Genomic DNA, 12,741 nt, shown 5'->3' on the forward strand with positions numbered 1-12,741 from the left:
CTCTCGTCCACCATGGACCGATTTGCAGTCGTCCGGTGACCGTCGGTGTATCGATGATCTCGAAACGGCAACAACGGCCGCCGGCTTCGGGAACGTCCACTACCCGTCGGTACAGTCACCCGGCGCGTACGCTCGCGCGGACGCGCCGTGGCCCGAGGAGGCCGCGCTGAGCCACGACCCCTCGGTCCCGCCGGCTCCCGCCTCCCGGCCGCACACCCCACGCACCTCCCCCCGTCAGGAGTACACGTGAACCGCCTGAAGTTCCGGCGCGTCGCGGCGATCGCCGCCGGCACGCTGATCGGCCTCGCCGGCGTCGCGACGGTCGCCGGCCCCGCGATGGCCCACCACCCCGAGCCGTCGGGCACCTACTGCGCCGCACCGGACGGCAAGGTCACCGTCAACTGGACCGTGGGCAACAGCGAGAGCGACCTCCCCGCCACCATCACCAAGCTCGTCTCGACGGTGCCGGGTGACGTCACCGGCGCGCTGGCGCTGAACGCCCAGCTGCCGAAGAAGGGCGAGGGGGTGCTGACCGGCACCCAGGCGAACACCTTCACCGGCGCGCTGCCCGAGCTGAAGCTGACCGTCGAGGCCCGGTGGGACCGGGGCGACCGGATCATCACCGAGGAGCGCACCGTCACCGCGCAGCCCGCCGGCGACTGCACCCCGGCCGAGTCGCCGTCGCCGTCTCCGTCCAGCCCGGAGCCGACGAAGACTCCGGAGCCGACCAAGTCCCCCGAGGTCACCCCGTCGCCGTCGAGCACCAGCCCGACCGCGACCCCGTCGAGCACCCCGAGCGCGCCGGAGGAGCCGGTGTTCCGGCTCGAGGAGACCTGCGACGAGATGACCTTCATCGTGGAGAACCCGGCGAAGGGCATCCCCTTCACCGCCACGTTCAAGACCGAGAAGGGCGTCACCAAGAAGCTCGAGTCCACCCCGGGCAAGACCAGCTCGGTCACCTTCGACGCGTACGCCGGCCTGAAGGTCACCGTCTCCTACGACGTGGTCGAGGGCTCCGAGACCATCGAGTACACCCAGCCGAAGAAGTGTGACGAGGGTTCCGGTGGTGGCCTTCCGGTCACCGGCGCCGCCACCGGTGGCATCGCCGCCGGCGCCGTCGTGCTGCTGGCCGCGGGCGCGATCCTGTTCGTGGTCGCCCGCCGCCGCCGGGTGCGCTTCACCGCCTGAGCACCACCTGCCTGAAGCCGAGGGCGCGTCGACCGACCGGTCGGCGCGCCCTCGCGCCGTTCCCGCCCCTCTCTGGTCCGATCCGCGACGGGACCCGGCCGACGCTCAGCTGGCGGCGTCCGCAGTGGTGCAGGGCGCATTTCCCGCCTGCGCGTCCTGTGGACCTGATGACGTGAATCATCCACGTCATCAGCTCCACCGGCCGCACGACCGACAGGCGAAGCGGGCGACCCGGCGCCGTGAATCATCTACGTCATCAGATTTGCAGGGAGCACGACCGACACTCGCGGCAACGCCGAAGCCTCAGTCGGTCAGCCCTTCTCCAGGTACTCCGCGCGTTCCTCGTCCACCAGCGCGGCCACCGACGCGGCCAGGGCCGGATGCCGTGCCAGCTCCGGGTCCTCCTCGACCAGGGCGATCGCCTCGGCGCGGGCGTCGCGGATCAGGTCGGCGTCGCGCAGCAGCGACAGCAGTCGCAGGTGCGAGCGGCGGCCGGACTGGGTGGCACCGAGCACGTCGCCCTCCCGGCGCTGTTCCAGGTCCAGCTCGGCCAGCTTGAAACCGTCCGTCGTGGAGGCCACCGCGTCCAGGCGTTCCCGGGCCGAGGACCCCTCGGCCGCCTCGCTCACCAGCAGGCAGAGCCCGGGGGCGGTGCCCCGGCCCACCCGGCCCCGCAACTGGTGCAGCTGGGAGACGCCGAACCGGTCGGCGTCCAGCACGATCATCACGGTGGCGTTGGGCACGTTGACGCCGACCTCGACCACCGTGGTGGCGACCAGCACGTCGATATTGCCGTCGGCGAAGGACCGCATCACCGCGTCCTTCTCGTCGGCGGGCAGCTTGCCGTGCAGGACACCGATCCGCAGCCCGTGCAGCGGCCCCTCGGCGAGCAGCGGCGCTACCTCGGTCACGGCCAGCGGCGGCCGTCGCCCGTTGTCGTCCTCCCGGGGCGGCTCCTCCTCGCTCGCCGGCCCCTCCCCAATGCGCGGGCACACCACGTACGCCTGGTGGCCGGCGGCGACCTCCTCGCGCAGCCGGCGCCAGGCCCGGTCCAGGAAGGCCGGCTTCTCCGCCGCCGGCACCACGTGTGAGGCGATCGGCGAGCGGCCCTGTGGCAGCTGGGACAGGGTGGAGGTCTCCAGGTCGCCGTAGACCGTCATCGCGACCGTGCGCGGGATCGGGGTCGCCGTCATCACCAGCACGTGCGGCGGCTGGTCGGCCTTGGCGCGCAGCGCGTCGCGCTGCTCGACGCCGAAGCGGTGCTGCTCGTCGACCACCACCAGGCCGAGGTCGGCGAAGTCCACCCCCTCGTAGAGCAGGGCGTGGGTGCCGAGCACGATGCCGGCCCGCCCTTCGGCGACCTCGGCCAGGGCCCGTCGCCGGGCCGCCGCCCCGAGCGAACCGGTGACCAGCTCCACCCGGGTCGCGTCGTCGGCCGCGCCCAGCTCACCGGCCATCGCCAGCGGCCCGAGCAGGTCGAGCATGCCCCGGTGGTGCTGCGCGGCGAGCACCTCGGTCGGGGCGAGCAGCGCCGCCTGGCCGCCTGCGTCGACCACCTGGAGCATGGCCCGCAGCGCCACCACCGTCTTGCCGGAACCCACCTCGCCCTGCAACAACCGGTGCATGGGGTGCGGGGTGGCCAGGTCGGCGGCGATCTCGACGCCCACCTCCCGCTGGCCGGGCGTCAACTCGTACGGCAGCCGGGCGTCGAACGCGTCGAGCAGACCGCCGGGCTTCGGCGGGCGGGGCCGGGCCGGCCAGGACGCGGCCCGGTGCTTACGCTGGACCAGGGTGAGCTGCACGGCGAACGCCTCGTCCCACTTGAGCCGATGGCGCGCCCGGTACAGCTCCTCCTTGCTGGACGGGCGGTGGATCTCCCGGAGCGCGGTGCCGATGCCGACCAGGTTGCGCCCGGCCCGTACGGTCGCCGGCAGCGGGTCGTCCGGCGGGGTGAAGGTGTCCAGCACCACCCGGACGCAGCGGGCGATCACCCAGGTCGGTACGGCCGCGGCGGCCGGGTAGACCGGGATCAGCGCACCGGCGAACTCCTCGATCTCCTCGCTGGCCGCCGCCTCGCCGTCGGTCGAATCCCCGAGGAGCTGGTACTCCGGGCCGTTGAGCTGCCGCTTGCCCCGGAACTCGGTGACCTTGCCGGCGAAGAGCCCCCACCGCCCGGGGCGCAGCTCCCGTTCCCGCCACGCCTGGTTGCCGAAGAAGGTCAGGGTGAGTACGCCGCCGGAGCCGTCGCCGACGGTCACCTCCAGCAGGTTGCCCCGGCGCTGGCGCATCGGCCGTACCGCGGTGCGCTGCACCTGGGCCAGCACGGTGACCTGCTCCCCCACGTCCAGGGAGCGGATGTCGGTGTGCTCGCCGCGCTCGTCGTACCGGCGGGGGAAGTGGTAGATCAGGTCGCCGGCGGTGTGCAGGTCGAGATGGGCGGCCAGGGCCTTGGCCGTCTTCTCCCCGACCAGCTTCTTCAGCGGCGTGTCCACCGTGGACGGCTCGGACGTCATTCGACCCCCACCAGGAGCGGATAGTGCGGCTGGCCGCCCGGGTACGCCTGCACCTCGACGAACGGCCAGCGCCGGCCGACGTGCGCGCGGACCGCCTCGGCGAGACCGTCCGGGGCGTCCACGCCGGTGAGCAGGGTGACCAGCTCGCCGCCGCCGCCCAGCATCCGGTCGACCACGGCGGCACAGGTGTCGACCAGGTCGGCGCCGATCAGGTGCACCTCCCCCTCGACCAGCGCCAGCACGTCACCCGGGCGGCAGGGGCCGGCCACGGTCAACGCCTCACGGCTGGCGTGGCACACCTCGGCGTACCGGCAGGCCCCGGCGGCCTCGGCCATCGCGATGACGTCGTCCTCGAAGCGTCGCCTGGGGTCGCGCACCGCGAGCGCGGCCAGCGCCTGCACCGGCGAGCGGGTCGGCACCACGCTGACCTTGATCCCCAGCCGGTGCGCCTCCTTCGCGGCGGCGCTCGCCACGGCCTGGGTGTTCGGGTCGTTGGGAAGCACCACCACGCGGGCCGCGTCGGTGGCGCGGATCGCGTCCAGCAGCTCGCCGGTGGACGGGTTGCCCGGCACCACGGTGGCGCCCTCGCCGGCGAAGAGCTCCGCGATGCCCGCACCGGCCGCGACCACCACGGCCGCCCGTCCGTCGACCGACGGACCGGGCCGGGGGGCCGGCGCGGTCTGGTCGGCGAAGCGGGTCACCGAGATCCGGTACGGCCGGCCCGCGACCACGCCCGCCTCGATCGCGGCGCCGACGTCGTTGACGTGCACGTGCACGTTCCAGGTGGTGGAGGACGCCGGTGCGGCGCCGTCGCCGACCACCACCAGCGAGTCGCCCAGCGTGGCCAGTTCGGCGCGCATCCGGGCCACCGCCTCGTGGTCGGCGTCGAGCAGGAACTGCACCTCGTACGCGTACTCCGCGGAGCCGGCCTCGCGGACGGTGGTGAGCGGCGGGCGGACCGTGCGGGTCACCGGCGCCGGCCGGGGTGGGCTCTCCCCGGTGATCACCTCGACCAGCGCGTCGAGCAGCAGGCAGAGCCCCCGGCCGCCGGCGTCGACGACACCGGCCCGGGCCAGCTCGGGCAGCTGCTCCGGGGTGCGGGCCAGGGCACGGACCGCCTCCCCCGCCGCCGCCCGGGCGACCGTGCGCAGGTCGTCGCTGTCGGCCTGTTCGGCGGCGGTGGCCGCCGCGGCCACGACGGTGAGCACCGTCCCCTCCACCGGGCGGGCGACCGCCGCGTACGCCGCCGTGGCGGCGGCACGCAGCGCGGTGGCCAGCTCGCGCCCGCCGACGGCCGGGACGGCGGCGAGCGCGTCGGCCAGGCCCCGCAGGATCTGCGACAGGATCACCCCGGAGTTGCCCCGGGCGCCGAGCAGCGCGCCCCGCGCCATCAGCCGCAGCGCGTGCCCGTGCGCGGTGGGCCCGTCGCCGGGGAGGGTGCCGAGATCCATCGCCAGCGCCTGCTGGGCGGAGGTGAGGGTGAGCACCATGTTGGTGCCGGTGTCGCCGTCGGGGACGGGGTAGACGTTCAGGTCGTCGATCTCGCCCTGGTGGCGCCGCAGTGCGGTCAGCCCACCCGCGCACCAGCGGCGCACCGCGGCGGCGTCGAGGGTGTCCAGCACGGCCAGAAGCCTACTGTCGCGCACCGACACCCGCCCGGGGCCGGCCGGTACGCCCCGGCGTGTCCCCCGCGACGGTGGCGGGTGAGCCCGGCGGCTCCGGCGAGCTAGACTCGTGGGGCGTCCCCCTGTCGGCTTCCACCGGGGGACGGACTGAGCGGGCGTCCACGACGGTGGCCCGCCTCACTTCGGGCCGCTCCGGTCGGGGCGGTTGGTTGGTCACCCCGGTCATCGGGTAACCTGGCCGGGTTGCCCGGGCAGAGCCTTGCCGGCGACCTCATGAACGTATCAATCCCAGGAGTATCCCGTGGCTAGCGTGTGCGACGTCTGTGGCAAGGGACCGGGCTTCGGCCACAACGTGTCCCACTCGCACCGGCGGACCAACCGCCGCTGGAACCCGAACATCCAGTCGGTGCGTACTCCGGCCGGTGGCGGCAACACCAAGAAGATGCAGGTCTGCACCTCGTGCATCAAGGCCGGCAAGGTGACCCGCGCCTGACGCGGTAACGCCTCCAGCTCGAAGAACGCCAGCACCGGCGGGCCGTCACGGTCCGCCGGTTCTGTCGTGTCCGGGTCCGTTTCGACCTCGTCCGGCGATCCCGATCCGTCCCGCCCCGCGCGGGGTGACAGGTCCCCGACGACACTCTCGACCCACTCCGGGGGTCCGGCTACGGTCTGCCTGCGCAGCCTGAACCGACCGGTTCGGGCATCGGCGCCGCACGGAGGACCGGACCGGTGGACCTTGACCTCGACCGCGACGAGCTGATCTTCATCGGCGCGGCGCCCGGCATGCTGCACTGGCTCGACGAGCAGCTCCCGCCCGGTGCCGTGGTGCTGGTCGAGGAGCCCGACGTCATCCGCCGCCGGGACGTCGCGGCGCTCGTGGCGGGTCTGCCCGTCGTCTCCCGGGTGGTGCCCGCCGAGTACCAGACCGGCCTGGACGTCGAGGCGCTGCTGGCCCGCGAGCCGGGGCTGGCCGGCGCCCGGCTGGTGGTGCCCGGGATCGAGTACGCCGTCACGGCCGCCGCCCGGCTCGCCGACCGGCTCGGCCTGCCCGGCGCCGGCCCGCGGGCCGCCGAGGTCTTCTGCGACAAGCACCGGATGCGGCAGGTCGCGGCGGAGGCCGGGCTGCCCAACCCGGCGTACGAACTCGTCGGCACGCCCGAGCGGGCGGCGGCCTTCGCGGACCGCTTCGGCGGCCGCTGCGTGCTCAAACCGACCCGGCGCTCGGGCAGCCTGGGCGTGCAGGTGATCACCGAACCGGCGGCGATCGCCGGTGCCTGGGCGGCCACCGCCGCGCCGGAGTCCCCGCCCGAGGCCACCGACCGGGGCCTGCCCACCGAGGTGCTGGTCGAGCAGCTCCTCGTCGGCCCCGAGTACAGCGTCGAGCTGCTGGTCGCCGACGGGGAGGTGTGCTTCGCCAACGTCACCGACAAGCGGGTGCTGCCCGGTCCCCGACCGGTCGAGACCGGCCACACCGTGCCGTCCGTGCTCTCCCCGCCCGACCGGGCGGACCTGGTCGAGGTCGCCACCCGGCTGGCGGCGGCGGCCGGTTTCCGCACCGGGGTGCTGCACAGCGAGTGGATCGTCGCCGACGGAGTGCCGACCCTGGTGGAGTGCGCCGCCCGGCTGCCCGGGGACATGATCGCCGCGCTGGTCTCGGTCGCGTACGAGTGCGGGTTCATCGCCGCGTACCTGCGCCTGCTGCGCGGCGAGCGGCCCGTGTTGCCGGCCCGGCCGGCCGGCGCGGCGGCGGTGGAGTTCCTGCTCGCCCCGCCGGGGACGGTGGCCGCCGTGACCGGGGTGCGCGCCGCGCTGCGGGCGCCGGGGGTGCTGCGCGCGCAGGTGGACGTCGCGGTCGGCGACACCGTCGGCGAGATCGTCTCCTCGGCCCGCCGCAGCGGCCTGGTGCTGACCTGGGGCGACGACCCCGCCGAGGCGACCCGGGCCGCCCGGCACGCGGCCGGACTGGTGCAGATCAGCGTCGGCTGAGACCGGCCCCGCCGGGCCGTGGGCGGGTCAGAGGGTACGGCCGAAGGAGAGGCAGCCCGGCGCGTCGGCGTAGAAGCCGAAGTTGGGGATCCGCTCGTAGCCGGCCGAGGTGTACATCGCAATCGCCTCGGGCTGCCGGTCGCCGCACTCCAGGATCATCCGCTTGCGCCCGTGGTAGCGGGCGGACTCCTCGACCGCGGCCAGCACCGCGCGGGCCACCCCGCGCCCCCGGGCCGCCGGGGCGGTGTACATCCGCTTCAGCTCGGCGGTGTCGTCGCCGTGGCTGCGCCAGCCGCCGCACCCGACCGGTTCGCCGTCGAGGTAGGCGACGAGGAAGGCGCCCTGCGGTGGGACGAACTCGCCCGCGTCGACCGGCGTGTCGTCGCCGCTGCCGCCGTACCGTTGGCCGAGGTCGGCCAGGGCCGCGCTGATCAGCGACCGCGCCACCGGCGAGTCGAAGGCCAGCGGGCGGATCTCGATCTCACTCACGGGCAAAGGGTACGACCACTCCTTACCGGAAGTGGTCCCAGCCGGCCGGACCGTCGTACTTCTCACCGTCGACGGTGACGCCCGCGCCCTCCACCACCCGGCCCACCGGCCGCCACTCCTCGGGCAGGGCCACCGACCGGGGAAAGGTCGCCAGCAGCGCGTGGTCGTCGCCACCGCCGAGGATCCACGAGTACGGGTCGACGCCGAGCGCCTGCGCGGCGTCGCGCATCTGGCGGGGCACCTCGAAGGCGTCCCGGTGCACGTCGACGCCGACCCCGCTGGCCTTCGCCACGTGCCCCAGGTCGGCCAGCAGCCCGTCCGAGACGTCGATCATGGCGGTGGCACCGAGCCGGGCGGCGTGCGGGCCGGCCGCGTAGGGCACCTCCGGCCGCCGGTACGCCTCGACCAGCAGCCGAGGCGTGCGGAACCCCCGGGAGAGCACGGTCAGCCCGGCCGCCGCCCAGCCGCTACGCCCGGCCACCGCGACCACGTCCCCCGGCCGCGCCCCGGAACGCAGCACCGGTGCCCGGCCGCCGAGGTCACCAAGGGCGGTGACCGCGATGGTCAGGGTGGGGCTGGCGGACATGTCCCCGCCCACCACGCTCGCCCCGACCTTGGCCGCCTCGGCGGCCAGTCCGTCGGCCAGCTCCTCCGCCCAGGCCGTCTCCAGGTTCGCCGGCATGCAGAGGGCGACCAGCAGCGCGGTGGGGGTGGCGCCCATCGCGGCGATGTCGGCCAGGTTGGCCGCCGCCGCCCGGTGCCCGACGTCCCGCGCGCCGGACCAGTCCCGCCGGAAGTGCCGTCCCTCGACCAGCACGTCCGTCGACGCGGCCACCCGCCCGTCCGGGGCGGCCACCACCGCGGCGTCGTCGCCCGGGCCGAGCAGGCAGCCCGGCCCGTACGTCAGCCGCGCGGTCACCCGGTCGATCAGGCCGAACTCCCCGACACCCGCGACACTCATGCCACTCCCTCGCCGCGCTCGCTCACTGCTTCCTCTCGACCACCGATAGGGATCACGCCTGCTCCGTAAGGTAGTTTCACCCTTCGGGCCGCCCGCGGGCGGCGACGGACGGAGGTCGAGTCGTGGTACAGGCGTACATCCTCATCCAGACGGAGGTCGGCCGGGCACGTGACGTGGCCGGGCTGATCGCGGACCTTGCCGGCGTGGTACGAGTCGACGCCGTCACCGGGCCGTACGACGTGGTGGTGCTCACCGAGGCGAACACCGTCGACGAGCTCGGCAAACTCATCGTCAGCAAGGTGCAGATGGTGCCCGGCATCACCCGCACCCTCACGTGTTCGGTGGTGCGCCTGTAAGTGGACGAGATCACTTCCTCCCCGACCGCCGGCGCCGAGCCGGCCGAACCGACCACGGCCATGAAGCCGGCCGGACCCACCGCTGCGGCCAAGGCCGGGAAGCCGGCCGGACCGGCCGCGAAGAAGCCGGCCGCGCCGTCCGCCGCCGGTAAGCCGGCCTGGGACCGTTCGACCCGCCGGGCCGCGCTGCTCGCCACCCTGGTCGCGCTGCCGGTGACGGTGGCCGTGGCCGGGTTCACCTTCGCCAAGCTGGCGCCGGACGCCCCGGCCCCCGCGCCCAGCCCCACCGCCACCACCGCCCGCGGACAGTCCACCACCCCGGTCGAGATGGCCGCCCCGGCGCTGGCCGACCGCCCGGCCGTCGTCTGCCGGGCGCTGATGTCGCAGCTGCCGCCGTCGGTGCGGGACCTGCCCCAGCGGCCGGTGACCGCCGGTGCCGAGCAGAACGCCGCGTACGGCGACCCGGCGCTGACGGTGGCCTGCGGCGGCGCCGCGCCGTCGTTCGCCCCGACCGACGAGGTCTGGACCGTCAACAAGGTCTGCTGGCACGCCGCCCAGGAGGCGGACGCCACCGTGCTCAGCACCGTCGACCGGGAGACCGTGGTCCGGGTGACCGTGCCGCGCGCGTACGAGCAGCCGTTGCAGTGGGTCGCCCCGATCGCCGACACCATCGTCGCCTCGGTCCCCTCCGGCGGCCGGCCCCCCGCCGGCTGCACCGCCTGATCCCGCCGCCGCCTCGCCAGGGGCGCAGTTTCACGGAGAGAGTGGCTGTTCACGCGTGAACAGCCACTCTCTCCGTGTACGAGGGCAAAGCCGGGCCGGGCGCGGGGCGTCAGCGGGAGCCGTGGCGGTGCAGGGCGGTGCGGATGAGGCGGTTGACCAGCTTGGGGTACTCGAGGCCGGCCGCGGCCCACATGCGCGGGAACATCGACGTCGGGGTGAAGCCGGGCATCGTGTTGATCTCGTTGAGGTAGACGTCCAGCTCCGGGGTGACGAAGAAGTCGACCCGGGCCAGGCCGGAGCAGTCCAGCGCGGTGAAGGCCCGGGTGGCGTACTCCTGCACCTGCCGGGTCACCTCGTCCGGCAGCCCGGCGGGGATGTCGTACTCGCAGGCGTCGTCGATGTACTTCGCCTCGAAGTCGTACCAGTCGTGGCCGGAGACCACCCGCACCTCGGCGAGCACCGACGCCTCGGGCGCACCGCCGGCCTCGCCCTCCAGCACGCCGCACTCGATCTCGCGGCCGACGATCGCGCCCTCGACCAGCACCTTGGTGTCGATCTCGCGGGCGGTGGCGACGGCCGCGTCGAGCTGCGCCCAGTCGTCGACCTTGGTGATGCCGAACGAGGAGCCGGCCCGGGAGGGCTTGACGAAGACGGGCAGGCCGAGCCGCTGCTTGTCCTGCTCGCTGAGCGTCATCCCGTTGCGCAGCACCGCGTACGGACCGACCGGGATGCCCTCGGCGGCGCAGAGCTTCTTGGTGAACTCCTTGTCCATCGCGGCGGCGGAGGCGAAGACGTTCGCCCCGACGTACGGGATGTCGGCCATCTCCAGCATGCCCTGGATGGTGCCGTCCTCGCCGTACGCGCCGTGCAGCACCGGGAAGACCACGTCCACGTCGGCGAGCGCCCGGGGGCCGTCGGTCGGGTCGAGCACCATCAGGCCACCGGCGGTCGGGTCGGCGCGGAGCACCACCTCGGCACCGGAGCCGGCGGTGATCTCCGGCAGCTTGCGGTCGCTGATGGCGAGCCGGCTCGGGTCCCCGCTGGCCAGCACCCACTGCCCCTGGCGGGTGATGCCCACCGGCACCACCTCGAACTCGTCCGGGTCCAGTGCGCCGAGGACGCTGCCGGCGCTGACGCAGGAGATGCCGTGTTCGGGGCTGCGGCCGCCGAAGACGATCGCCACGCGGGTCTTGCCTGGGGTGGTCACTGGGTCACCTCTCGGTACGCGACTGCGGAGCCGCCAGCGGCGCTCACCCGGTCGACCTTACTGTGGGTGGCGGCGCGCCGATGGCGATACCCGGGAGGACGCGTACCTCCCTCGCAAACGGTCACCCGGACCGATACGGTGCGTAGTCGATTCAGTCGCTCCCGACGCTGACCGCACCGTGCCGGCGACCGACCGCGATGACCTTCACCCGCTGCCGTCCGGCCCGCACCATGCCCAGCGCCATGAACGCACCGGCGATCCGGTCGGCGGCCTCCCGGCTGCTCGCGCCGACCACCTGCCGGCGCCGTTCCGGGACCCGTCGCTCGTCCCGGACCTCCCCCTCGACGGGGCGGACGTCGGTGAGCACCACGAGGAAGCGGGTCATCGCCGCTCGCCCCGGTCTCCGGTCACGGTCATCGGCGAAGTCCTCCCGGTGGACGGTCGCGGGTGGCACGTGGCGATCGGGTACGGGGGAGTAAACCCGATCGCCACGCGCCCCATCCCCTCCGGTCGCTCACCACCGCCGTCGCCACGACAACCGTTGGTGAGGACGCCATCACAGATTGACAGGTTCACACGCGTGAATGCAACTCTCATCGACGTTCTCTCATGCACGCGTTCCCGGAAAGATATGTCACCATCGACGCATGGCTCCGAAGACCGCCCGGGCCCGCCGGCTGGGCATCGCCCTGCGCACCCACCGTGAGGCCGCCGGCCTGACCCTCGAGGCCGCCGCCGACGAGATCAACAGCACCCGCAGCACGCTGTCCCGGTACGAGAACGCGCAGACGCTGGTCAGCCCCGCCACCGTGCGGGCGCTGCTCAGCCTCTACGGCGTCGGCTCGGACGACATCGCGGCGGCGGTGCAGCTGGCCAAGGACACCCGCAAGCCCGGCTGGTGGGTGCCGTACTCGCACCTGCTGGACAAACGCACCATCGACTTCATCGCCCTGGAGGCGGAGGCGACCGGCATCGCCAACTTCGAGCCCTCGGTGGTGCCCGGCCTGTTGCAGACCGCGGACTACGTCCGGGGCGTGATGCGCGGCGGGCCGCACACCCTCGGCGACGACCAGGTCGAGCAGCGGGTGAAGCTACGGCTGGACCGGCAGCAGCGGCTGACCGCCGACGGCCCGCCGATCTTCGACGCGATCATCGACGAGGGCGCGCTGCTGCGCCCGGTCGGCGACCGGTCGGTGATGGAGGGGCAGCTGCAGCACCTGCTGAAGATGGCCGAGCTGCCCAACGTCACGGTGCAGGTCATCCCGCTGTCGGCCGGCTACCACCGGGGCACCCGCGGCTCGCTGCACATCCTGGAGTTCGCCGACCCCGAGGATCCGATCATCGCCTCGGTGGAGACGGTCGCCGGGCAGATGGTCCTCGACCGACCGGGTGACCTGCGTACCTGCACCAAGATCATGGAACACCTGCGGACCGTGGCGCTCAGCCCGGCGGACAGCCGCGACCAGCTCCTGCAACTGTCGAAGGGACGGTAGGACCATGACACCGACGATCAGCGCGGCGCTCGCGACGGCCAGCTGGCGCAAGAGCACATACAGCGGCGACCAGGGCGCCTGCGTGGAGCTGGCAACCGTGCCGGACCTCGTGGCCGTCCGCGACTCCAAGGACCCGGCCGGCCCGGTGCTGCTCTTCCCCCCGACCGCCTGGGCCGCCTTCACCACCGCCCCACCCGTCT

The 12,741-nt window shown here is 73.9% G+C and carries 13 protein-coding genes; 7 read left to right on the top strand and 6 right to left on the bottom strand.

Translation table 11 applies throughout. The annotated features are described in order from the left end of the window. Positions 1-246: 246 nt before the first annotated feature. Positions 247-1,188, top strand: a complete 942-nt coding sequence (locus tag ACSNN7_RS18265) for a cell wall anchor protein (protein WP_436682019.1) — start codon at positions 247-249, stop codon at positions 1,186-1,188. Between the two features lie 311 nt (positions 1,189-1,499). Here ACSNN7_RS18265 and recG read toward each other — a convergent pair whose 3' ends face one another. Beyond that, positions 1,500-3,701 carry an ATP-dependent DNA helicase RecG gene (gene recG / locus ACSNN7_RS18270; protein WP_436682020.1) on the bottom strand — a complete coding sequence of 734 codons (2,202 nt, stop codon included), beginning with the start codon at positions 3,699-3,701 and terminating at the stop codon, positions 1,500-1,502. Further along, on the bottom strand, positions 3,698-5,323 hold the full coding sequence (locus tag ACSNN7_RS18275; RefSeq protein WP_436682021.1) for a DAK2 domain-containing protein: 1,626 nt from the start codon (positions 5,321-5,323) through the stop codon (positions 3,698-3,700). The genes recG and ACSNN7_RS18275 overlap by 4 nt, the downstream gene beginning before the upstream one ends. Positions 5,324-5,627: 304 nt before the next feature. Between ACSNN7_RS18275 and rpmB the strand changes: the two genes are divergently transcribed. Further along, positions 5,628-5,819 (top strand): 50S ribosomal protein L28, encoded by a 192-nt coding sequence (gene rpmB / locus ACSNN7_RS18280; protein WP_088963534.1) that lies wholly within the window; start codon positions 5,628-5,630, stop codon positions 5,817-5,819. 236 nt (positions 5,820-6,055) lie between these two features. Beyond that, positions 6,056-7,312: an ATP-grasp domain-containing protein gene (locus ACSNN7_RS18285; RefSeq protein WP_436682022.1), complete on the top strand. Its 1,257-nt coding sequence runs from the start codon at positions 6,056-6,058 to the stop codon at positions 7,310-7,312. 27 nt (positions 7,313-7,339) lie between these two features. On the opposite strand, the gene ACSNN7_RS18290 is transcribed toward ACSNN7_RS18285, so the two are convergent. Both ACSNN7_RS18290 and ACSNN7_RS18295 read right to left on the bottom strand, forming a co-directional pair. Beyond that, positions 7,340-7,801, bottom strand: a complete 462-nt coding sequence (locus tag ACSNN7_RS18290; RefSeq protein WP_436682023.1) for a GNAT family N-acetyltransferase — start codon at positions 7,799-7,801, stop codon at positions 7,340-7,342. Between the two features lie 22 nt (positions 7,802-7,823). Beyond that, positions 7,824-8,762, bottom strand: coding sequence for a thiamine-phosphate kinase (locus ACSNN7_RS18295; RefSeq protein ID WP_436682024.1), 939 nt, complete (start codon positions 8,760-8,762; stop codon positions 7,824-7,826). A gap of 122 nt (positions 8,763-8,884) precedes the next feature. Here ACSNN7_RS18295 and ACSNN7_RS18300 point away from each other — a divergent pair, with 122 nt between their 5' ends. After that, complete coding sequence (locus tag ACSNN7_RS18300) at positions 8,885-9,118, top strand: Lrp/AsnC ligand binding domain-containing protein (protein ID WP_013284547.1); 234 nt, start codon at positions 8,885-8,887, stop codon at positions 9,116-9,118. A gap of 60 nt (positions 9,119-9,178) precedes the next feature. Continuing rightward, complete coding sequence (locus ACSNN7_RS18305; protein WP_436682029.1) at positions 9,179-9,841, top strand: DUF3515 family protein; 663 nt, start codon at positions 9,179-9,181, stop codon at positions 9,839-9,841. A gap of 109 nt (positions 9,842-9,950) precedes the next feature. Here ACSNN7_RS18305 and ACSNN7_RS18310 read toward each other — a convergent pair whose 3' ends face one another. Beyond that, on the bottom strand, positions 9,951-11,048 hold the full coding sequence (locus ACSNN7_RS18310; RefSeq protein ID WP_436682025.1) for a D-alanine--D-alanine ligase family protein: 1,098 nt from the start codon (positions 11,046-11,048) through the stop codon (positions 9,951-9,953). Between the two features lie 151 nt (positions 11,049-11,199). Continuing rightward, positions 11,200-11,433 (bottom strand): hypothetical protein, encoded by a 234-nt coding sequence (locus tag ACSNN7_RS18315; RefSeq protein ID WP_436682026.1) that lies wholly within the window; start codon positions 11,431-11,433, stop codon positions 11,200-11,202. A gap of 262 nt (positions 11,434-11,695) precedes the next feature. Between ACSNN7_RS18315 and ACSNN7_RS18320 the strand changes: the two genes are divergently transcribed. Beyond that, a complete protein-coding gene (locus tag ACSNN7_RS18320) occupies positions 11,696-12,541 on the top strand; it encodes a helix-turn-helix domain-containing protein (RefSeq protein ID WP_436682027.1) in 846 nt (281 codons plus the stop codon). Between the two features lie 4 nt (positions 12,542-12,545). Beyond that, the coding region (locus ACSNN7_RS18325; protein ID WP_436682028.1) for a DUF397 domain-containing protein at positions 12,546-12,741 on the top strand (196 nt) is incomplete at its 3' end.

The sequence above is a fragment of the Micromonospora sp. URMC 105 genome, from assembly GCF_051386295.1.
Taxonomy (GTDB): Bacteria; Actinomycetota; Actinomycetes; order Mycobacteriales; family Micromonosporaceae; genus Micromonospora.